The 20,324-nt window shown below is 62.6% G+C and carries 20 protein-coding genes; 6 read left to right on the top strand and 14 right to left on the bottom strand.

Annotation, left to right across the window (positions count from 1 at the left end; translation table 11 throughout):
• Positions 1–339 precede the first annotated feature (339 nt).
• The gene (gene pyrF, locus DYE40_RS02040; protein ID WP_115307509.1) at positions 340–1,092 is read right to left on the bottom strand and encodes an orotidine-5'-phosphate decarboxylase; all 753 of its coding nucleotides are present in this window, start codon (positions 1,090–1,092) and stop codon (positions 340–342) included.
• A 191-nt stretch (positions 1,093–1,283) separates the two neighbouring features.
• On the opposite strand from pyrF, the gene DYE40_RS02045 reads away from it, so the two are divergent.
• On the top strand, positions 1,284–1,529 hold the full coding sequence (locus tag DYE40_RS02045; protein ID WP_115307510.1) for a hypothetical protein: 246 nt from the start codon (positions 1,284–1,286) through the stop codon (positions 1,527–1,529).
• 44 nt (positions 1,530–1,573) lie between these two features.
• On the opposite strand, the gene DYE40_RS02050 is transcribed toward DYE40_RS02045, so the two are convergent.
• The 4 genes from DYE40_RS02050 to DYE40_RS02065 form a co-directional block, all read right to left on the bottom strand.
• A complete protein-coding gene (locus tag DYE40_RS02050; protein WP_115307511.1) occupies positions 1,574–2,200 on the bottom strand; it encodes an SgcJ/EcaC family oxidoreductase in 627 nt (208 codons plus the stop codon).
• Positions 2,201–2,305: 105 nt separating this feature from the next.
• Entirely contained in the window at positions 2,306–2,794 is a 489-nt protein-coding gene (locus DYE40_RS02055) for a DMP19 family protein (RefSeq protein WP_115307512.1), read from the bottom strand.
• A 60-nt stretch (positions 2,795–2,854) separates the two neighbouring features.
• A complete protein-coding gene (gene lapB / locus DYE40_RS02060; RefSeq protein WP_115307513.1) occupies positions 2,855–4,027 on the bottom strand; it encodes a lipopolysaccharide assembly protein LapB in 1,173 nt (390 codons plus the stop codon).
• A 7-nt stretch (positions 4,028–4,034) separates the two neighbouring features.
• Positions 4,035–4,367 carry a LapA family protein gene (locus tag DYE40_RS02065; protein WP_115308243.1) on the bottom strand — a complete coding sequence of 111 codons (333 nt, stop codon included), beginning with the start codon at positions 4,365–4,367 and terminating at the stop codon, positions 4,035–4,037.
• A gap of 179 nt (positions 4,368–4,546) precedes the next feature.
• Here DYE40_RS02065 and ilvE point away from each other — a divergent pair, with 179 nt between their 5' ends.
• Together ilvE and DYE40_RS02075 are read left to right on the top strand one after the other, a co-directional pair.
• Entirely contained in the window at positions 4,547–5,548 is a 1,002-nt protein-coding gene (gene ilvE, locus DYE40_RS02070) for a branched-chain-amino-acid transaminase (protein WP_115307514.1), read from the top strand.
• A 71-nt stretch (positions 5,549–5,619) separates the two neighbouring features.
• Positions 5,620–6,537, top strand: a complete 918-nt coding sequence (locus tag DYE40_RS02075) for a bestrophin family protein (protein ID WP_115307515.1) — start codon at positions 5,620–5,622, stop codon at positions 6,535–6,537.
• 156 nt (positions 6,538–6,693) lie between these two features.
• On the opposite strand, the gene DYE40_RS02080 is transcribed toward DYE40_RS02075, so the two are convergent.
• The 9 genes from DYE40_RS02080 to tsaE form a co-directional block, all read right to left on the bottom strand.
• Positions 6,694–7,590, bottom strand: coding sequence for a Dyp-type peroxidase (locus tag DYE40_RS02080; protein WP_115307516.1), 897 nt, complete (start codon positions 7,588–7,590; stop codon positions 6,694–6,696).
• A gap of 146 nt (positions 7,591–7,736) precedes the next feature.
• A complete protein-coding gene (gene tkt, locus DYE40_RS02085) occupies positions 7,737–9,719 on the bottom strand; it encodes a transketolase (RefSeq protein WP_115307517.1) in 1,983 nt (660 codons plus the stop codon).
• 147 nt (positions 9,720–9,866) lie between these two features.
• Positions 9,867–11,135 (bottom strand): glutamate-5-semialdehyde dehydrogenase, encoded by a 1,269-nt coding sequence (locus DYE40_RS02090; protein ID WP_115307518.1) that lies wholly within the window; start codon positions 11,133–11,135, stop codon positions 9,867–9,869.
• Positions 11,136–11,145: 10 nt separating this feature from the next.
• A complete protein-coding gene (gene proB, locus DYE40_RS02095) occupies positions 11,146–12,255 on the bottom strand; it encodes a glutamate 5-kinase (RefSeq protein ID WP_115307519.1) in 1,110 nt (369 codons plus the stop codon).
• Positions 12,256–12,397: 142 nt separating this feature from the next.
• On the bottom strand, positions 12,398–12,856 hold the full coding sequence (locus tag DYE40_RS02100; protein WP_115308244.1) for a c-type cytochrome: 459 nt from the start codon (positions 12,854–12,856) through the stop codon (positions 12,398–12,400).
• A 597-nt stretch (positions 12,857–13,453) separates the two neighbouring features.
• Entirely contained in the window at positions 13,454–13,903 is a 450-nt protein-coding gene (locus DYE40_RS02105) for a YiiD C-terminal domain-containing protein (RefSeq protein ID WP_115307520.1), read from the bottom strand.
• An 87-nt stretch (positions 13,904–13,990) separates the two neighbouring features.
• Positions 13,991–14,569, bottom strand: a complete 579-nt coding sequence (locus tag DYE40_RS02110; RefSeq protein WP_115307521.1) for a hypothetical protein — start codon at positions 14,567–14,569, stop codon at positions 13,991–13,993.
• Positions 14,570–14,641: 72 nt separating this feature from the next.
• Positions 14,642–15,928 carry an N-acetylmuramoyl-L-alanine amidase gene (locus tag DYE40_RS02115; RefSeq protein ID WP_115307522.1) on the bottom strand — a complete coding sequence of 429 codons (1,287 nt, stop codon included), beginning with the start codon at positions 15,926–15,928 and terminating at the stop codon, positions 14,642–14,644.
• A complete protein-coding gene (gene tsaE, locus DYE40_RS02120) occupies positions 15,898–16,383 on the bottom strand; it encodes a tRNA (adenosine(37)-N6)-threonylcarbamoyltransferase complex ATPase subunit type 1 TsaE (RefSeq protein ID WP_115307523.1) in 486 nt (161 codons plus the stop codon). Before tsaE ends, DYE40_RS02115 begins: the two co-directional genes overlap by 31 nt.
• Positions 16,384–16,555: 172 nt before the next feature.
• Between tsaE and recC the strand changes: the two genes are divergently transcribed.
• The 3 genes from recC (at position 16,556) to DYE40_RS02130 (ending at position 20,308) form a co-directional block, all read left to right on the top strand.
• A complete protein-coding gene (gene recC, locus DYE40_RS02125; RefSeq protein WP_115307524.1) occupies positions 16,556–19,756 on the top strand; it encodes an exodeoxyribonuclease V subunit gamma in 3,201 nt (1,066 codons plus the stop codon).
• A gap of 216 nt (positions 19,757–19,972) precedes the next feature.
• On the top strand, positions 19,973–20,119 hold the full coding sequence (locus tag DYE40_RS12495) for a hypothetical protein (protein ID WP_172461188.1): 147 nt from the start codon (positions 19,973–19,975) through the stop codon (positions 20,117–20,119).
• Positions 20,120–20,122: 3 nt separating this feature from the next.
• Entirely contained in the window at positions 20,123–20,308 is a 186-nt protein-coding gene (locus DYE40_RS02130) for a hypothetical protein (RefSeq protein ID WP_115307525.1), read from the top strand.
• Positions 20,309–20,324 lie beyond the last annotated feature (16 nt).

The raw sequence follows: 20,324 nt of genomic DNA on the forward strand, positions 1-20,324 counted from the left end.
ACGAAAGGTATGCTGCGGAAGTTGTCTGCTTTGCGGGCGATGTTTTCAGACGGCCTGTACGGCTGTCTTTTAAAGGCCGTCTGAAAACGGGGTTTGCGTCTCCGGCGCACAAGCCGGAACGGCTTGCACCGCCCGCCCTATAAAAGGGGCGTATTGTTGCGCGGAAGGGTTTCCGAGTAAAGCGGGAAAAAGCGGGCTGGCGGCAGCGGGGAATGTGCCGCATACCGCGCTGCCGTACGGCGCAGCAACAGAAAAACGGAAAAGCCCATGTGCATCAGCAGGTGTTCCGTTTGCCTGTTTCCTTCGGGCATATGCGTCTGCGGCAAGCAAAGCCGTTTTTCAGACGGCCTCTGCGTCCGCCTGCCGCCGTGCGGTTTCGTTGATTTCGCGCAATATGGCTACGGGGTCGGCGGCCTGCGTTACCGGCCTTCCCATTACCAGATAGGTCGAACCTGCGGCGAGGGCTTGGGCGGGGGTCATGATGCGGCGTTGGTCGTCGCTGTTGGCGGCGGGATCGGGACGGATGCCGGGCGTTACCAGCACAAAATCCCGTCCCAGCCTGCGGCGCAGCGGCGCGGCTTCGAGCGCGGAACAGACCACGCCGTCCAAGCCCGAGCTTTGCGCCAAATCCGCCAGGTGCAGCACCTGTTCTTCAATCGGCGCGGACACGCCGGTTTCGGCCAGTTCCTGCTGCGTCATGCTGGTGAGCACGGTTACGCCGATGAGCAGCGGCTTGTTTTGATACTGCGCCACGGCTTCGGCGGCGGCCTCCATCATGCGGCGGCCGCCCGATGCGTGCATATCCACCATCCACACGCCCATTTCGGCGGCAGCCTTGCAGGCTTGGGCAACGGTGTGCGGGATGTCGTGGTATTTCAAATCGAGAAACAGCTTGAAGCCCTGATTAATCAGATTGTCGGCGAGTTTGCGGCCTGTGGCGGTAAACAGCTCTTTGCCGATTTTGAGGCGGCAGAGGGAGGGATCGAGACGGCGGACAAAGGCAAGGGCGGCGGCTTCGCCGGCAAAATCGAGGGCAACGATGACGGGGGCGCGGTCTGCGCCTGCTGCAGGGTCGGTAATCAGGGGGTTCACGGGCTTTCCTTATTCGGGTCGGGCGGTTGTGGGATTTTTTCAGACGGCCTGTCCGCTGCGCGGGGCGGCAGGCGGGTTCAATGCCTTTCCGGCGTTGCTATTTTTTAAATAATCGGCTAGATTGTAAAGCAGATAGGCGTTTGGCGACGCTGTTTGTAACATTTGTTTGAGTTATTTTAAGGAAACGCATTATGTCGAATCAGACCAACAATCCTACCGCATCCGATTTGTCGGTGATGATCAAAAGGCTGCCGCACAACCAAACCTACAAGCTGGATCTGCTGATTATCGATAACGGCAAGCCCGGCAAAGTGGAGGTGCATATCTGCCAGACGCTGGAAGAAGCCTTTAAAAAAGCGGCGGTGTTCGAGGCGGAGAATTTGGAAAAATTTGAAAACGTGATCGAATACACGCCGTCGGATTGGAAGCAGCAGTAGCCTGTTGGCACAGCCCATGGCAGAGGCCGTCTGAAAAGCCGTTTTCAGACGGCCTTTCTGCGTCCGCGCCGGCCGAACAGAAAACCGAGGCCGCCCGCAGCCAACACGGCTGCCGCACCGCCGCCGAGAAGCAGCTTGCGCTGTGCCGAAAGCACGGGGTTGTCGAGCATATTGACGGAATAATGGAAACCGGCCACCAGCCAGCGGCCGTCCCGGCGCACGATTGCCGCGCTCCATTGCGGCGACACTTCCCACACTTCGCCGCCGGCCAGTTCGTAACGGTCGCTGCTGTGCCCGAAGGCGACGGCGGTATCGGCGTAAAGGTGGGACAGCGCGTCGGCCTCGAAATGCGTTTCGATGTTTTTCACCACCGCGCCGCTGCCGCCGAGCATTTTTTCGTAATAGGCGCGTACGCCCTCTTTGCCGATAACGCGGTCGCCGTTCATGGTGGTGAAAACCACGTCGTCGGTTACGTTGTCGAGCAGGGCGGCAAGGTCGCGTTTGTTGAGTGCGTTCTGCATGGTGTCGCGCAGGGTGCGCAGCTCTTTGTGCAGGGTTTCCGCATCGGCGGGGGCGGCAGCCTGTGCGGCGGGCGGGTTTTCGGGCACGGGTGCGGCGGAGGCGGATGCGGCGGCGAGCATCAGGGCAAGGACGGCGGTGGTGCGGGTCATGGGTTTTCCTTTGGTGTCGGCTGCGGGATAGCTGTTGCCTTACGCCCGCGCTTTGCTTTCTTTTCAGACGGCCTCTGCGGATTTTGAGGCCGTCTGAAAACCATATCAGTCGGGCAGGACGAAGAATTTGTCGCGGCAGGTTTCGATATAGGCGGCTGCGGCGGCCATATCGTCTTCGGCGGTGTCGTAATACGCGCCGTCGAGTTCTTCAAACATGGGATAACGGCGGCGGATTTTGGCGGTGTCCGCGCCGTTTTCCGCCATGGTTTCTATGGCTGCGCCGTATTGCGCGTAGAGCGGCGCGGCTTGGTCGAGGATGCGCGGGGTGGTTTTGATTTTCCAGCGGCGCAGGCTGTCGGCAAGGGGGTTGTCGAAAATATAGCCGCCGTAACCTTCGGCGATGAGCTGGACAAAGCCGCCTTCCTGTATGCGGCTGTCGAGATAAACATAGGCCATGAGGGTGTTTTGCTCGTCGGTGAGCCGCGCCATTGCGTCTTGCCCGTGCCGCTCGAGCCAGGCGAAACAATGGTCGGCCAGGGTATAGAGAAATTCGGCGGCGTTGCCGCAATCCTTGTATTCGGGGATGGTGTCCATAAGGTTCCGGAGTGTTTTTTCAGACGGCCTGCAACACGGTGAGGCCGTCTGAAACGGGGCTTACACTTCGATGCGGTTGGGCGTGAAGGTTTCCCATTTGTTGCAGGCGGGGCAGTGCCAGAAAAAAGCCTGCGATTTGAAATGGCAGTTGCGGCAGCGGTAGACGCGGCTTTTTTGCAGATGCTGCCCCACCACGGCGCGCATCATGTCGGCATCGGCTTTGAGTACGGGGCTGAGGCCGGCAATCTGCACGCCGAGCAGGCGGTATACGCCGTTGAGGTCGGGCTTGGTGCGGACGAGTTCGGCGATGGTTTCGTTGGCTTTCTGTTCGCCGTAAAGCAGCAGCGATTTTTCGTAAACGACATCCAGCAGATCGAGCTGGGGAAAGGTTTTCATGTAGCCTATGAGTATGTCCAGGCCTTCTGCCGCGCGGTTTTGCGCGTCGTAGGCATCGTAGAGCCGCTCGCCGGCCATGCCCAGATAGGCGTGGTTTTGCTTTTCGACGGCGGTGTAGGCTTCGACGGCGGCTTGCGGCCTGCCTTCTTTTTGTTCGATGTCGCCGAGGATGATGTTGGCACGGCTGCATTTGCGGTTGGCATCGAGGGCGGCGCGGACGTGGGCGCGGGCGGCGGCAAAGTCGGATTTGAACAGGGCGGCCTGCGCCATTTCGCAATAAAACTGTGCGGTTTCAAAACGGTAGGTCTGTTCGTCATGGCTGAGTACCTGCGCGGCCGCCACGGCTTTTTCCCAATCCCTGTCCTGCTGGTAGATGTTGAGCAGCCGCTCGCGCGCGCCTTTGGCCATATTGCCGTTTTCGAGCGAGAGGAAAATCTGTTCCGCCCTGTCCACCAGCCCCGCGCTTTGGTAGGTCAGCCCCAGCTCGAACTGCACGGCTTCTTTTTTGCCGCCGACGGTGTCGGGCGATTCGGCCAGTTTCTGCAACAAGTGTGCGGCCTTGTCGTTTTCCCCGCGCGATCGGTAGAGTTTGGCCAGCGTGAGGTTCAGCCCGTAGGCCTGCGGCTGTGCTTCGGCCGCTTCGGCCAGCTCCCGTGCCGCTTTGCCGCTGTTTCTGTCCACCAACGCTTCGAGGGCGGAATAGAAAGCGGCCGGCAGGGTTTTGGCCTGCTTGAGCACGGTTTTCATGTCGATGCGGGCGGCAAACCAGCCCAGCGCGAAGCAGACGAAGGGAATCAGTGCCAGCAGCGGCCACCAGACGGGGATTTCGTTTTCCATCGGCAGATTATTCCTGTTTGGCGGCGGGAACGGGGGCGGCAGGCGGGGGAACGGGGGCGGCGGCAGGGGCGGCGATGTCGGTGTTGCTGAGGCGGGCGGCCTTTTTCACTTCGGCACGCAGGCGGCTGTTTTCCGAACGCAGGCGCAGCAGGCGGCCGAACAGGGCGAAAACGCCGAACAGCGAGCCGGTAAAAAACGCGCCGAACAACACCACAATCAGCGGCCATTCCACACCCTGTCCGGGCAGGTAGTTGAAAGCGACGGTTTGGGTATTGATTACCGCAAGGATAAGGAAAATCAAAAGAATCAAAACTTTGAAAATCAGCGAAACGGATTTCATACACAGCTCCGTAAAGGTTTGAAAAGAAAGCGGCCATACCGGCGCGGCGGGAAAAAGGCTGCCAGTGTAAACGATTTGCCTGGCTTGTGCATGGTTTTGGCGCATCCGCGCGCCTTGCCAAACAGCGCAGGAAAGGCGTATCTTTGCGTTTTTTCACATCCGGTTTGAGAGTATCCGCCATGAGCAGACCCGTCCCCGCCGTATTCGGCAGCGTTTTCCACGCGCAAATGCCTGTCAGCGCATATAGAAACCAAGCCTGGCAGCCAGTAGAATGGCAGCCTTCGCAAGCATTGTCCCTGCCGCCGGGCGCACACGCGCTGCACTACGGCAGCGAATGTTTCGAAGGACTCAAAGCCTTCCGCCAGGCATCCGGCAAAACCGTCCTTTTCCGCCCCGAAGCCAATATCGCCCGTATGCGCCAAAGTGCGGAAATCCTGCGCCTGCCGCAGCCTGATGCCGCCCTCTTTCTCGATATGCTGCTGGAACTGGTCCGCCGCTCGGCAGACGAAATCCCGGATGCGCCCGACGCACTCTACCTGCGCCCCACCCTCATCGGCACCGACCCCGTCATCGGCAAAGCCGGCGCACCCTCCGACACCGCCCTGCTCTACATCCTCGCCTCGCCCGTCGGCGACTATTTCAAAGCCGGCTCGCCGGTAAAAATCCTGGTCGAAAGCGAACACATCCGCTGCGCCCCGCACATGGGCCGCGTCAAATGCGGCGGCAACTATGCCTCGGCCATGCCCTGGGTATTGAAAGCCAAAGCCGAACACGGTGCAAACCAAGTGCTGTTCTGCCCGAACGGCGACGTACAGGAAACCGGCGCGTCCAACTTCATCCTGATTAAAGGCAAGGAGCTGGTTACCAAGCCGCTTACCGACGAATTCCTCCACGGCATCACCCGCGACTCGGTGCTGACCGTCGCCCGCGACGCGGGCTACACCGTCAGCGAACGCAATTTCACGGTAGACGAATTGCAGGAAGCGGTGGAAAACGGAGCCGAAGCCATCCTCACCGGCACCGCCGCCGTCATCTCGCCCGTAACCTCCTTCGTCATCGGCGGCCGCGAAATCCCCGTGCGCAGCACCGAACACGGCTACGCCCTGCGCAAATCCCTTACCGACATCCAATACGGTTTGGCCGAAGACAGACACGGCTGGCTGGTCGAAATCCCCCGGTAACGCAACCGGGCTTTGCGGCCGTCTGAAAACCCGTTTTCAGACGGCCGCAAAGCCCGCCATCCCGAGCCGCCATGATTATCCGCCCCATCCACCGCATCAGCATCCTCTACATCCTGCAAGGCTCGTTTTTCTCACGCCTGTGGAAACCCCTGCTGCTGCTGTTTCTCTTTTCCATCGTCGTTTCCTACTACCAGAGCCACCTGCTCAAATACCAAATCCCCCTCAACGCCTCCGTATTCACCCTGCTGGGTATCGCCCTGGCCATCTTCCACGGCTTCTGCAACACCGCCGCCTACGACCGCTTCTGGGAAGGCCGCAAACAATGGGGGCGGCTTTTGCAGCAAAGCCGCAGCTTCGCCCGCATCATCTGCACCCTGCCGCATATCCCCGAACACACCCGCCGCGAAATGCTGCAGCTGCAAATCGCCTTTGCCCACCTGCTGCGCCGCCGGCTCCGGCACGAACCCTACGAAGCCGACATCCTGCGCACCGTGCCCGAACAATGGCAGGCCGCCCTGCTCGATGCCCGTTATCCCGTCCTCACCACCTGCCGCATCCTCGGCGCATACAACGCCCGCCTGCTGCACGACGGCCACACCGACACCATCCAATGGCAGACCATCGAAGACGGCCTGCAAGAGCTGACCGAAGTCCACACCGCCTGCGAACGCCTCAACAACACCCCCATCCCCTTTGCCTACTTCGTCCTCATGCACCGCACCATCTACGGCTACTGCTTCATGCTGCCCTTCGGCCTGGTCAACACCATCGGCTGGGTAACACCGTTTATGACCACCTTTGTCGGCTACACCTTCATCTGTCTGAACGAAATCATCAACGAAATCAGCGATCCCTTCGGCAAAAACGAAAACGACCTTTCCCTGACCGCCATGTGCCGCCTGATCGAAGACCAACTCTGCGACTCCGGCGGCTTCACCCTGCCGCCCGACGGCGAGAATCCCAGCCCGTCCAAATACATCGTCCAATAGCCGCACCAATAAAGGCAGGCCGTCTGAAAACGGGTTTTCAGACGGCCTCTTGCTTGGTTTGACGCTAACGGCCTGTGCAGGGTGTGTGGCACAGCCACGCACGCGCACGCGGCTTGGGTTTTCAGGCGGCCTCTGCGCCCCTGCGGCGGCTTGGGTTTACAAATCCGCCAGCCGTTCCACGCCCGGGGCGTAGTAGTACGCGCTGCGTACCGCGCGGGACATATGTTGCAGCAGCAGGTCGGTTTTGCCGTCTTTGTCGCCGAACATGAATTTGAGCTGCTCGTCGATATTGTGCAGGGTGGCGCAGTAGGCGATGAACTGCAAACCGTGTTCTCCGGAAACTTTGCCGAAGGGCAGGCTGCGGCGGACGATTTTCAGACCCGCGCCGTTTTCTTTGATGTTGGTGCGGCCGAGGTGGGAATCGGGCAGGCGTTCGGCGCGGGGAAATTCGATGTTTTCTTCCTTGCTGCGGCCGACCGACTGTTCCTGCTCGGCCAGGCTCAGGCGGCTCCATTTGGCCAAGTCGTGCAGATACTGCTGCAACACGACATAGCTGCCGCCCGCATCCGCGCCTGCGGCAATCGCAGCCACGGCGGCGACGGCTTCCGCGCCGTGCGGGTTTTCCGTGCCGTCGACAAAGCCGTCGAGGCCGCGCTCTTCGGGCATACGGAAGCCGTGGGTTTCGTTTTGCACGTCGATTGCGCTGCCGAATGCGGCCAGCACCTGTTCGGCGAGCAGGTAGTTCAGGCCGCCGTGTTTCGACTGGATGTGGATCATCAGGTCGCATTGGGTGGCGGGACACAGGCCGTTGCCCAGCGGCACGAAGGGGCGGATTTCGCGGCCTTCGTTTTTATGGCCGAGGCTGTGCCAGAAATCTGCGCCGAAGGCGATGGTCATGCCCAGCTCGTGTCCGGGGAAACGGCGGCGGCAGCCGTCGAGTGCGGCCAGCGCGGCGCGGCAGGCGGCTTTGACGGCTTCTTGCCCGCGTACGTTTGCTTCGATGTACACGGCGGCGGTGATGGTGTCGGGGATGATGGCGGTTTGCGGGGTCATGTTTGCGTTCCTTGTTTGGTTGGCGGTTTGGTTTTTGTGTTTTGCCGTGCGGCTTGAATAAGCGGTTTTCCCGAAATCAGTGCTTTTAAAGTGCAGAGGCCGTCTGAAAACGGGTTTTCAGACGGCCTGTCGGTTTGCAGACGGCCTTACAGCACCGACTTCACCGCCGCAACCACGTTTTCTACGGTAAAGCCGAATTCTTTAAACAGCAGCTCGGCGGGAGCGGACTCGCCGAAGCGGTCGAGGCCGACCACTTTGCCGTTTGTGCCGACATATTTGTACCAGCCGTCTGAAACGCCTGCTTCCACCGCCACTTTGGGCAGGAGGGCGGGCAGCACGCTTTCGCGGTAGGCCGCGTCTTGTTTGTCGAACACATTGGTGCAGGGCATAGACACCACGCCGACGGCAACGCCTTGCTCCAGCAGGGCTTTTTGCGCGTTCAAAGCCAGCTCCACTTCCGAACCGGTAGCGATAATCACGGCTTTGGCCTCGCCTTCGGCTTCTGAAACCACATAGCCGCCGCGTTTGATGTTTTCAAGCTGCGCCGCGCTGCGCGGCACGAAGGGCAGGTTTTGGCGGCTGAAAATCAGGCAGCTCGGATGGTCGGCGGCTTTGGCGGCTTCAGACCAGGCCACCAGCGATTCGGCGGTGTCGCACGGCCGCCAGACGGCCATATTCGGAATCAGGCGCAGTGTGGCCGTCTGCTCGACCGGCTGGTGCGTCGGGCCGTCTTCGCCCAGGCCGATGGAATCGTGGGTAAACACAAACACGGGGTTGGTTTTCATCAGCGCGGCCATACGCAGGGCGTTGCGGGCGTATTCGCTGAACATCAGAAACGTTGCGCCAAACGGTTTCACGCCGCCGTGCAGCGCCATGCCGTTCACAATCGCGGCCATGCCGAATTCGCGCACGCCGTAGTGGATGTAGTTGCCGCCGTGGCCGCGGGTTACGGAAACGCTGCCCGGCCAGTCGGTCAGGTTGGAAGGCGTGAGGTCGGCCGAGCCGCCCACCAGTTCGGGCAGCACGCCGGCCAGCACGGCGATGCTGTTTTGGCTGGCTTTGCGGGTGGCGATTTTTTCGGCTTTGGCGCACACGTCCTCCAAGGCCGTCTGAATGCGGGCATCGAAGTTTTCAGGCAGCCTGTGTTCCATGCGGCGCACAAATTCGGCGGCTTCGGCGGGAAACTTGGCCTGGTATTGCGCAAACAGCGCGTTCCATTCGGCTTCGAGTTTCGCGCCTTTTTCTTTCGCGCTCCATGCGGCGTAGATTTCCTGCGGAATTTCAAAGGCGGCATAAGGCCAGCCCAAATGTTTGCGCGTGGCTTCGATTTCGTCCGCACCCAAAGGCGCGCCGTGGGTTTTGTGGCTGCCTTCTTTGCCCGCGCTGCCTTTGCCGATTAAGGTTTTGCAGCAGATGATGGAGGGCTTGGCGGTTTCGGCTTTGGCCGCCGCTATGGCCGTCTGAATGGCGGCGGTGTCGTGGCCGTTGACGTTGGGGATAACGTGCCAGCCGTAGCTTTCGAACCGCGCGGGGATATTTTCGGTAAACCAGCCGTCCACTTTGCCGTCGATGGAGATGTTGTTGTCGTCGTAGAGCACCACCAGCTTGCCCAAGCCCAGCGTACCGGCCAGCGAGGCGGCTTCGTGCGAGATGCCTTCCATCAGGCAGCCGTCGCCCAAAAACACATAAGTGTGGTGGTTCACAATATCCAGCCCGTCTTTATTGAATTCGGCGGCCAGGATTTTCTCGGCCAGCGCCATGCCCACGGCGTTGGCAATGCCCTGCCCGAGCGGGCCGGTGGTGGTTTCCACGCCGTCGGTGTAGCCGTATTCGGGGTGGCCGGGGGTTTTGCTGTGCAGTTGGCGGAAGTTTTTCAAATCGTCAACCGAAACGTTGTAGCCGGTGAGGTGCAGCAGGCTGTACAGCAGCATCGAGGCGTGGCCGTTCGACAAAACGAAGCGGTCGCGGTTGTAGAATTTTGGGTTAGCGGGGTTGTGGTTGAGAAACTGCGTCCACAACACTTCGGCCATTTCGGCCATGCCCATCGGTGCGCCGGGGTGGCCGGAATTGGCTTTTTGGACTGCATCGGCGGAGAGAAAACGGATAGCGTTTGCCAGTTGGGAAGACATTTCGGATACCTTTCCGTATCGGGAAAAGCCCGGATTATCCGTGTTTTCAGACGGCCTTTCAAGGAAAGAGGCCGTCTGAACAGGCGGCAGAAAGGCCGTCTGAAAACGGCAAAACGTGTTTTCAGACGGCCTGTTGCGCTGCGGGGTTCAGCGCACCTGCCCTTCCCCTTCGACCACATATTTGTAGGTGGTCATTTCCGCCAAGCCCATCGGCCCGCGGGCGTGGAGCTTTTGCGTGGCGATGCCCATTTCGCAGCCGAGGCCGAACTGCCCGCCGTCGGTAAAGCGGGTGGAGGCGTTGATGTACACCGCCGCGCTGTCGGTCTGCTCGGCAAAACGGCGGGCGGTGTCGGGATTGGCGGTAACGATGGCATCGGAATGGCGGGTGCCGTGCGTGTCGATGTGGGCGATGGCTTCGTCCGCCGAGCCGACGGTTTTCACGGCGAGGATGTAGTCGGCAAACTCGGTGTCGAAATCTTCGGGCTGCGCGGGCGTGCCGCCGATAAGTGCGGCAGCTCCGGTATCGAGGCGCAGCTCGACAGGCACCAAGCCCCGCGCCTGCCGCTCCTCCACCAGCCTGCGGCGCAGCATCGGCAGGAAGGCGGCGGCGATGTCGCGGTGGACAAGGCAGACTTCGGCCGCGTTGCACACGGAAGGGCGGCTGGTTTTGGCATTGTCGGCAATATCCAGCGCCATCGCCAAATCCGCGTCTTTGTCCACATAGATATGGCAGATGCCGGTGCCGGTTTCGATAACCGGCACGCAGGCGTTTTCGACCACGGCGCGGATCAGCCCCGCGCCGCCGCGCGGAATCAGCAGATCGAGCAGGCCGGCGGCTTTCATCATGGTGTGCGCGCTGTCGCGGCCGGTGTCGGACACCAGGCCGATGCAGTCGGGCGAAATGCCGCTGCCGTCCAGCGCGCTTTTCAGGGCGGCCACCACGGCGGCGGCGGTGCGCCAGGCTTCGCGGCCGCTGCGCAGCACCACCGCGCTGCCGCTTTTGAGCGCGAGCGCGGCGGCATCGGAAGTTACATTCGGGCGGCTCTCGTAAATGATGCCGATCACGCCGAGGGCGACGCGTATTTTGCGGATTACCAGGCCGTTGGGCAGGGTGCGGGTTTCGAGAACGGTGCCGACGGGGTCGGGCAGCGGAATCAGGGCGCGGATGCCGTCGGCCATCGCCTTGATGCGTGCGCCGTCAAGCAGCAGGCGGTCGAGCATCGCTTCGGACAAAATGCCTGCGGCATCCGCCATATCGGCGCGGTTGGCGGCGAGTATGTCTTCCTGCGCCGCTTCGAGTGCGTCCGCCATCGCGGCCAGGGCGCGGTTTTTGGCGGCGGTATCGGCGGTGTTGATGGTTTTTTTCGCACGGTTTGCCTGTTCGAGCAGGGCGAGCGTGCTGTTGCCGGTGTTCATAAGCTGCTCCTCAAATATCTTTTAAAAACAGTTCCAATTCGGGCGTGATGCCGATCCAGTCGTCGCGGTGGACGGCTATGCCTTTGGGGCGGGACGGGGCGGCCGGGGTTTTCAGACGGCCGGAATCGGTTTTTGCCCGCCCTTTGCCGAGAATGTGCGAGCCGTCGGCATTGAACACCGTCAGCACGTCGCCTGCGGCAAACTGCCCGCGCACTTCGGTAATGCCGGAAGCCAGCAGGCTGCGGCCTTCGTGCACGATCGCGTGTTCCGCCCCCGCGTCGATTTTCAGGCTGCCGCGCGAAGGGGCGTAAAACGCCAGCCACTGCTTCTGCGTTTTCATGGTTTTCTGCGCGGCAAACAGCGTGCCGTCGTCTTGCGAAAAAGCGGCGCGGAAAAGCGCGTCTGTTTGCAGCGACGAGCAGATGTACACCGGCACGCCCGCATGGGTGGCCAGCGCGGCGGCTTTGATTTTGGTGGCCATGCCGCCGGTGCCGTTCGCGCTGCCCGCGCCGCCCGCCATGGCAATCAGTTCCGCACCAATCTGCCCCACCCTGTCCAGCCGCCTGGCCTGCGGGTCGGTACGCGGATTGCCGGTGTAGAGGCCGTCCACGTCGGTGAGCAGCACCAGCAGATCCGCCCGCAGCATCGAAGCCACCTGCGCCGCCAGCGTGTCGTTGTCGCCCACTTTCAGCTCCGCCACCGCCACAACATCGTTTTCATTAATCACCGGCACCGCGCGGCGGGCCAGCAGTACGCCCAAAGTCTGAAAGGCGTTGCGGTAGCGGCGCGGGTCGGCGAAATCGTCGCGCGTGAGCAGAATCTGCCCCGCCACGATGCCTTTGAGCAGGAAGGCGGCGGTGTACTCCTCCATCAGCAGGCTTTGGCCGACGGCGGCGGCAGCCTGCCGGTCGGCAATGCGCGACGGCCGCTTTTTGAAGCCGAGCGAGGCAAAGCCCGCCGTTACCGCGCCGGAGGACACCAGCACCAGCTCGTGTCCCGCCGCGTGCAGCGCGGCAAGCTGGCGGGTCAGGTTGCGCAGCTTCGCGTGCGAGAGGCTGCCGTCGGCCTCGGTGAGCGAGCTGGTGCCGACTTTGTAAACAATGCGTTTTTTGGACTGCATTTCGATTCTCCGGAATGTTTTTCTTTTCAGACGGCCTCTTGCCGCCGGTTGCGTTATACCACAGGCCGCAGACGCACGCAGGCCGTCTGAAAACAGGCTGGTTTTCAGACGGCCTCTTGCAAACCTGCCCGCAAGGCGGCCTCTAGCGCGGACGGCGGTAGGCCCGGTGGCAGGATTGGCAGGATGCGTCGGCGGCATCGTAGGCGGCTTTGATTTCCTGCAAGTTTCCCTTTTGCGCTTTGGCGTTGAGTTCGGCCACGGCGGCCAGGAAGCCGTCGCGCTCGCGCCCGAATGCTTCCTCCTGCTGCCAGATTTGCGGCAGGGCGCGGCCGTTGCCCTCGGGGTCGTTTTGAAAATGGAGAAAGGGCTCTTGCGCTTTGGCGGCAAACACGGCGGCGGCGGCGCGGAATGCGTCGGGGTCGTAGGCCTGGTCGCCCTTGGCCGTTTTCCCCATTTCGGCAAACTCGGGCATCATTTCCTTGAATGCCGCCGTGCGCCTGGCCGAGATTCCGCCTTTCGGCTCTGCCGGCTCTCCGCCGCAGGCGGCAAGGGCTAGGGCAAGCGCGGCGGCAGACAAAAGGGCGGGGATGCGTGTGTTCATGGCGTGGGTTTCCTTTTTTGTTTTATGTATTTTTTCAGACGGCCTTTGTGCAAACGGCAGAAAACGCGTGCGTCGCTTGGGGCGGCACACCCTACCTGTTTGCCATGTCTGTTTTCAGACGGCCTCTGCCGCTGTGTAGGGTGTGTTGCTCTGCAACGCACGCGGTTTGGGGTTTGGCGGCAGCTTGCAACGGTGGCGGTTTGCGGCAGCGGGAGTTTGCGGTGCCTGTGAACGCGTGCGTCGCTCTGGCGACACACCCTACTTTGTTTGCGCTGTCCGTTTTTCAGACGGCCTCTGCCGCTGTGTAGGGTGTGTTGCTCTGCAACGCATGCGGTTTGGGGTTTGGCGGCAGCTTGCAACGGTGGCGGTTTGCGGCGGCGGGAGTTTGCGGTATCTGTGAACGCGTGCGTCGCTCTGGCGACACACCCTACCTGTTTGCCGCTGTCTGTTTTCAGACGGCCTCTGCCGCTGCGTAGGGTGTGTTGCTCTGCAACGCACGCGGTTTGGGGTGGCAGAAAACGCGTGCGTCGCCTTGGGGCGACACACCCTACCTGTTTGCGCTGTCTGTTTTTCAGACGGCCGTCGCTTTGACGGCACCTACTTTGTCTGTGCTCCCGCCAGCGCGGCGTAGCGGGCGGTAAATTCCGCTACGGGGAGGCCGTCTGAAAAGGCTGTGGCGGCGAGGTCGATTTTGCCTTTGCCGTGTGCGGCGTACATTTTGTGAAACCGCGCCCAGTCTCCGCTTCCGGGGCTTTGTGCGCTGACGGTCAGATCGCCGTGCGCGGGGGCGGTGTAGCGGATTTGGCTGCTTTGGATGACGATGTTGCCCGCCGCCTGCGGGCAGTTGAGGTGGACGAGCGCCCAGCCGCAGACGGTTGCGCCCAGTACGGTGCTGCCGCCGAAGACGGTGTTTTTGTGGTTGCGGTTGGGCGCGTGCGGCATCAGTATCCGCACTTCGTCCGTGCCGCAGGCGAGGACGCGGATGCCGAGCGCGGCGGTGGCGGGAATGTGGCTGCGGAGGAAGTCTTGCAGTTGCTGTTCGGTCATGGTGTGCCTGCTTTCTTGTACGGCAAAGGCCGTCTGAATAAGGCTTCGGCCTGCGCCAAAGCTGTTTTCAGACGGCCTGTCTCCCGCTTATTCCGCCGCTCCGGCTTCTTTTATTTTCTGTTGCAGCAGGACTTCGTCAAACGGTATGCCGTGGGCTTTGGCTACGACGGCAAATTCCTGCATACCCGCCATCACTTCGCGTACGCCGGCATTCATTTCCGCCTCTGCCGTCTGCATGACGGCCGCGTTGTCAAAATCTGCCGCCTGTATTTTTTGCAGGCTGCCGCTCATTTTCTCCATGCCGCCGACCAATTTGGCGCGGATGGATTTGCCCTCTTCACTTTTCAGATTCAGGTTTTGCAAGGCCGGCACGGCTTTTTGCAGCAGATCAAGCTGGTCTTGCAGCACGGCGCGGACTTCGGTTTCGTTTTGCGCCTGCTGCAAACGCTGCATGTATTCGTTTTCCAGCCCTTCGTTCACACCCGCCGCCAGCAGCGCGCCGCCGATGGTTACCAGGTCGGAGCGTTGCGGGCTGCCGCAGGCGGCAAGGGACAGCGTGGCCGCCAGCAGCGCGAAGGCGAGGCAGAGGCGGCGGAGCAGCCGCCCGGGCAGGCCGGCGGCCGTGGTGTCTGGCCGGCGGACGGTGGTGTTTTTGCTGTGGAACATTTTCTGTCTCCTGTTTGAAATGCGGAACAGGCCATCTGAAACTTTTCAATGTTTTCAGACGGCCTGCGGGGGTTAACGCCGTGCGAGGATGGCGGTGGAAAGATAGGATTTCACGCCGGCGGTAATCGCGTCGGCACACTGGCGGCGGAAGGTCATGCCGCTGAGTTTGCGTTCTTCTTCGGGATTGGAGAGGAAAGCGGTTTCCACCAAAATGGAGGGAATGTCGGGGGCGCGCAATACGGCGAAGTTGGCCTGGTCGAGATCGCCTTTGTGCAGTTTGTTGTAGCGTCCCAATTCAGCCAGCACTTTTTTGCCCAGCATCGCGCTGTCTTTGCCGGTAACGGTTTGGGTCATGTCGAGGATGGTGCTGTCCACGTCTTTGTTGCCGCCCGTTTTCACGCCGCCGACGGCATCGGCGTTGTTTTGCGTTTGGGCGAGGAATTTGGCCGCCGCGCTGCTCGCGCCGCGCGTGCTCAGGGTATATACGCCGGTGCCGCGCGCGCTGGGGCTGGTGAATGCGTCGGCGTGGATGGAGATGAAGAGGTCGGCACGCAGCCTGCGGGCTTTGGCCACGCGCACGCCCAGCGGGATGAATACGTCTTCGTTGCGGGTCATGAATACTTTGTAACCCAGGCCTTCCATGCGTTTTTTGGTTTCGCGGGCGATGGAGAGCACCACGTCTTTTTCGCGCAGGCCGCTTTTGCCGATTGCGCCGGGGTCTTCGCCGCCGTGGCCGGGGTCGAGGACGATGATAGGCTGGCGGCTGTGGCGGCGGTCGGGCGCGGCGGGGGGCGGGTTGCTGCCGGCACGCGGCGGCTCGGGCGGGCGGCGTACCGGCGGGGTGTCCGCGCCGGTGCCCCTGCTGCTGATTTTGCCCCGCGAATAGTCTTCCAAGAGTGCCATCAGGGGATCGTTGGCATCGTCGGCGTGCATGGGGTAGAGGTCGGCCACGAGGCGGTGTTTGAAGCCGGCAACGGGGGCAAGGGTGAAAAGCTGGGGGTTTACTTCGGCTTTGAGGTCGATGACGATGCGCACGGTGTCGGCGGTGTTCTGGCCGACGCGGATGATGCCGATGTAGGGGTCGGAGCGTTGGACTTTGCTGTTGATTTCCTGCAAGACGGAGTTGAGCTGCACGCCTTTGATGTCGATCACGAGGCGGCGGGGGTGATCGAGCGTGAAGTAGTTGTATTGCAGCTTGTCGCTGGTTTCGATGGTGATGCGGCTGTACGCGCTGGCCGGCCAGATGCGCACGGCGACAAACTGGGGCGGCGCTTTGGCGAGGGCGGCAGGGGTAACGGTGAAAAGCAGGCCGGCGGTGGCGCTGCGGACTATTTGGCGGCGGGTATATTTTTTATCCATGCTTCTAAACTTTTTCGGCCGTGGTTTGTGTGGTGCTGCAAAACGGCACGCCTGCCCGCGCCTTCGTGGGAAAGGGTGAGGGTGATGTCCGGTGCGGGGGTGTATGCCCCCCCTTTGTCCGGCCATTCGATCAGGCAGACGGCTCCGCCGCCGGCCAAATCGTCCAGCCCCGCGTCCTCCCACTCTTCGGGTGAGGAAAAGCGGTAGAGGTCGAAATGGTGCAGCGTAAAACGGGGCAGCGGGTAGGATTCGGCGATGGTGTAGGTGGGGCTTTTCACCGTGCCGGAAAAACCGAGCGCGCGCAGGAGGTTGCGGGCGAAAGTGGTTTTCCCCGCGCCCAAATCCCCTTGCAGCCACAGCACCAGCGGCGCATCGAGGCCGTCTGAAAAGGCGGCGGCGAAAGCGGCGGCGGCGGCTTCGTCGGGAAGGGGGAAAACGGCGGCGGATGCGGTCATCGGTGGTGCGTTCTGCTGGCGGGAAAAGGCCGGATTATGCGGCAAAAGGCGGCGTTTGCAAACCGGACGGCGGCAGAGGCCGTCTGAAAAAACGTTTGCGCGTTTTCAGACGGCCCCTGCCTTTCCGCTATAATGCCCGCCTTTTTCCCCCGACCCGCCGCGAAAGAGTGCCATGCTCCGTCTCTACCAGTCCAACCGCCTCGAAGATTTGGCCGCGCTGCTGCAAAAAGTACAGGAAAGCAGCCCCTTGTCCGAGCCGCTGCTGCCGGAAGAAATCATCGTGCAGAGCCAGGGGATGCGGCGTTTTATCGGCAACTATCTGGCCGAACATAGCGGCATCGCGGCCAACATCCGCTTCTCCCTGCCCGCCGGCTTCAACTGGCGGCTGGTGCGCAGCCTGCTGCCGGACATTCCCGAGCTGAGCCCGTTCGACACCGAAGTCATGCGCTGGAGGCTTTTGGGGCTGTTTGTTTCAGACGGCCTCTCGTCTGCCGGACTGGCAGCGGCAAAAGCCGCGCTGTCGGGCTACCTCTCCGGCGGCGGCGCGGCGGCCTACCAGCTCGCAGGGCAGCTTGCCGACATTTTCGACCAGTACCTCGTCTACCGCCCCGACTGGACCGACGCATGGCAGCGCGGCAGGCTGCTGGATTTGGGCGGCGACGAAGCATGGCAGGCCGAACTGTGGCGTTTCCTGAACGACGGCCAAACCGCGCCCCACCGCGTGGAAATGTGGCACAGGCTGGAAAAAGCCCTCGAATCGCCGCCCGCAAACGCCCTGCCGGAACGCATCTGCGTTTTCGGCATCGCCGCGCTCGCCCCGATGTATCTGCAACTCTTACAGGCCGTCGCTCGGCACAGCGAAGTGCACATCTTCGCCCTGAACCCCTCCTCCGAATACTGGGGCAACATCATCGATCCCGCGCAAATCCTCGCCGAAGGCGGCGGCACCGGCCTGTCTGCCGCCGGCCACCCGCTTCTGGCCTCGCTGGGCAAGCAGGGGCGCGACTTCTTCAACGCCCTTGCCGAAAGCGAAGCGCACACCGACCTCTCCGTCTATCACGACCACCCGCTTTCCGACAGCCTGCTGCACCGCCTGCAATACGGCCTGCAAACCCTCGCCCCGCCGGACAAAACCGCCGCATTGGACGACAGCATCCGCATCGTTTCCGCCCACAGCCCCCTGCGCGAACTGGAAATCCTCAAAGACCACCTGCTAGCCCTGTTCGCCCGCGATCCCGATCTGCAGGCACACGACACCGTCGTCCTCACCCCCGACATCGAACCCTACGCCCCCTACATCGAAGCCGTTTTCGGACGCGAAAGCGGCCGCCCCCTGCCCTACTCCCTGGCCGACGTGAAACTCAGCCGCCGCCGCCCCCTGCTCCACGCCGTCGGACAAGTGATCGACATCTTCGACAGCCGCTTCGAAGCCGACAAAATCCTCGCCCTGCTCGACAGCGACACCGTCCTGCAACGCTTCGGCCTCACCCGCGAAGACCTCCCCCTGCTGCACGACACCGCCGCCCGCCTCAACATCCGCTGGGGCTGGGACGAAACCATGCGCGACGGCACAGACCCCCTCTTCACCTGGCGGCAGGGGCTGGACCGCATCATCCTCGGCTGGATGCTGCCCGACAACGGCGCACTCTGGCAGGGACACGCCCCCTGGCACACCGACCCCGGCCACATCCCCGTCCTCGCCCGTTTTGCCGCCTTCCTCCGCCGCCTCGCCCACTGGCGGCAGACCTGGCAGCAGAGCGCGTCCGCCGCCGTTTGGACACAGCGCATCGGCGCAATGGCCGAAGACCTGTTCGCCCAAGACGACCAGGGCCGCCAAGACATCCAGCAGCTTGCCGCAGCACTCGCCCGCTGGCAGCAGGAAACCGACCTTGCCGGCTTCGACGGCGCACTCGATTCCGCCACCGCCAACCGCCACCTCGCCCGCTTTCTCGACAGCCGCAGCGAAGCCGGCTTCCTGCACGGCGGCATCACCTTTTGCAGCATGGTGCCCATGCGTTCCCTGCCCTTCAAAACCCTCTGCCTGCTCGGCCTGAACGACGGACAATTCCCCCGCGACACCCGCGCCGCCGCCTTCGACCTCATCGCCCGCCACCCCCGCAGGGGCGACCGCGCCCGCCGCGACGACGACCGCTACCTCTTCCTCGAAGCCCTCGTCAGCGCGCGCCGCCACCTCTATCTCTCCTATGTCGGCCGCAGCATCCGCAGCAACGAAGAACTCGCCCCCTCCGCCCTGCTCAACGAACTGGCCGACTGCCTCGCCGACATGACCGGCACCACCCTCGACACCCTCCGCAGCACCAAGATAGAGCAACACCCCCTGCAAGCCTTCTCCACCCGCTACTTCGACGGCAGCGGCCTGGCCGGCAGCCGCAGCGACTACGCCGAAGCCCTCAACCGCCCGTCCGAGCAGGCCGCCCCCTTCTACACCGCCCCCCTGTCCGACGACACCCCGCCGGAACACGTCTCCCAAGCCGACTTCCTCGACTTCTGGAAAAACCCCGTCCGCCACTGGCTGCGCCGCAAGCTCGACTGGCGCGCCCCCTACCGCGACGAAGCCTGGCAGTCTGCCGAACCCTTCGACCCCCCGCGCGGACGCGACACCGCCGCCGCCTACACCGAAGCCCGCCGCCTGCACCAAGACTTCGCCGACACCGCCGCCGCCCTCGAAGCCCGCTCCATGCTGCCCGCCGGCGAACTCGGCACACTCTGGCGCGGGCAATACGAAGCCGCCGCCAAATCCCTCGACCAAACCCTGCTCGACAGCCCCGCCCTGCCCGATGCCCCCTACGAATACTTTTCAGACGGCCTCACACTCCGCGGCAGCCTCGGCAGCCTGCACGCGCACGGGCAAATCCACATCCTCGACCACCGCCCCAACGCCCCCGAGCAAACCGTCCTCCTGCTGCAACACCTCATCTGCAACGCCGTCCGTCCCGCTGCGGCAGCCGACCTGCGCAGCCACTGGATACAGCCCGACCGCATCCTCACCCTGCCGCCCATCGGCCGAAGCCGTGCACAGGAAATCCTCGACGGCTGGCTCGCCTGGTGGCGCAGCGGCCAAAACCGCCCCCTGCCCTTCTTCGCCAAAACCACCCTCGCCGCCGCCGAAGCCCTGCTTGCGGGCAGCCAAAAAAACGAAGCGGAACGCCGCAAAGCCGCCCGCACCGCAGCCCGCGCCGCCTACTTCGGCAGCAAAAACAGCACCGGCCAGGCAGACTACGCCGAAGTCGCCCAGGTTTTCGGCCGCAACGACACCCCGCCCGTCGAAGAAGACGACTTCTGGCTGCTGGCCGAAAACCTCGTCCTCCCCCTTTTGTCCGCCGTACGGGAAACAGACGGCCAATCCGATTAAAGCCGGAAACCACGCCGCAACAGCAGACGGCGCAAACAAGGTAGGGTGTGTCGCCCCAATGCGGCGCACGCGTCCCCCGCCAATGCGCCTGTCAGGCCGTCTGAAAAACACCCGCCGCAAACAGGTAGGGTGTGTCGCCCCAAGGCGACGCACGCGTCCCCCGCCAATGCGCCTGTCAGGCCGTCTGAAAAATACCCGCCGCAAACAAGGTAGGGTGTGTCGCCCCAAGGCAACGCACGCGTCCCGAATGTTCCGCCAACCCCGCCCGCACACCCCACCAAACCGAAAACCGCGCGCGTTGCAGGGCAATACACCCCACACAGCGGCAGAGGCCGTCTGAAAAACACCCGCCGCAAACAGTAGGGTGTGTCGCCCCAAGGCGACGCACGCGTCCCGAATGTTCCGCTAACCCCCGCCCGCATACCCTGCCAAACCGAAAACCGCGTGCGTTGCAGTGCAATACACCCCACACAGCGGCAGAGGCCGTCTGAAACCCGCAACCGCGTTTTTCAGACGGCCTTTCCGTTTCCGCCCACCCCGTTTGTTCTATAATCCGCGCCTTTTTCAG

It is taken from the genome of Kingella potus (assembly GCF_900451175.1).
Classification (GTDB): domain Bacteria; phylum Pseudomonadota; class Gammaproteobacteria; order Burkholderiales; family Neisseriaceae; genus Neisseria; species Neisseria potus.

Bases quoted from the DNA above. Each gene is read 5' to 3' on its own strand.
- DYE40_RS02045 (WP_115307510.1), top strand. From the start codon at position 1,284: ATGTCGAATCAGACCAACAATCCTACCGCATCCGATTTGTCGGTGATG.
- DYE40_RS02050 (WP_115307511.1), bottom strand. From the start codon at position 2,200: ATGACCCGCACCACCGCCGTCCTTGCCCTGATGCTCGCCGCCGCATCC.
- DYE40_RS02055 (WP_115307512.1), bottom strand. From the start codon at position 2,794: ATGGACACCATCCCCGAATACAAGGATTGCGGCAACGCCGCCGAATTT.
- lapB (WP_115307513.1), bottom strand. From the start codon at position 4,027: ATGGAAAACGAAATCCCCGTCTGGTGGCCGCTGCTGGCACTGATTCCC.
- DYE40_RS02065 (WP_115308243.1), bottom strand. From the start codon at position 4,367: ATGAAATCCGTTTCGCTGATTTTCAAAGTTTTGATTCTTTTGATTTTC.
- ilvE (WP_115307514.1), top strand. From the start codon at position 4,547: ATGAGCAGACCCGTCCCCGCCGTATTCGGCAGCGTTTTCCACGCGCAA.
- DYE40_RS02075 (WP_115307515.1), top strand. From the start codon at position 5,620: ATGATTATCCGCCCCATCCACCGCATCAGCATCCTCTACATCCTGCAA.
- DYE40_RS02080 (WP_115307516.1), bottom strand. From the start codon at position 7,590: ATGACCCCGCAAACCGCCATCATCCCCGACACCATCACCGCCGCCGTG.
- tkt (WP_115307517.1), bottom strand. From the start codon at position 9,719: ATGTCTTCCCAACTGGCAAACGCTATCCGTTTTCTCTCCGCCGATGCA.
- DYE40_RS02090 (WP_115307518.1), bottom strand. From the start codon at position 11,135: ATGAACACCGGCAACAGCACGCTCGCCCTGCTCGAACAGGCAAACCGT.
- proB (WP_115307519.1), bottom strand. From the start codon at position 12,255: ATGCAGTCCAAAAAACGCATTGTTTACAAAGTCGGCACCAGCTCGCTC.
- DYE40_RS02100 (WP_115308244.1), bottom strand. From the start codon at position 12,856: ATGAACACACGCATCCCCGCCCTTTTGTCTGCCGCCGCGCTTGCCCTA.
- DYE40_RS02105 (WP_115307520.1), bottom strand. From the start codon at position 13,903: ATGACCGAACAGCAACTGCAAGACTTCCTCCGCAGCCACATTCCCGCC.
- DYE40_RS02110 (WP_115307521.1), bottom strand. From the start codon at position 14,569: ATGTTCCACAGCAAAAACACCACCGTCCGCCGGCCAGACACCACGGCC.
- DYE40_RS02115 (WP_115307522.1), bottom strand. From the start codon at position 15,928: ATGGATAAAAAATATACCCGCCGCCAAATAGTCCGCAGCGCCACCGCC.
- tsaE (WP_115307523.1), bottom strand. From the start codon at position 16,383: ATGACCGCATCCGCCGCCGTTTTCCCCCTTCCCGACGAAGCCGCCGCC.
- recC (WP_115307524.1), top strand. From the start codon at position 16,556: ATGCTCCGTCTCTACCAGTCCAACCGCCTCGAAGATTTGGCCGCGCTG.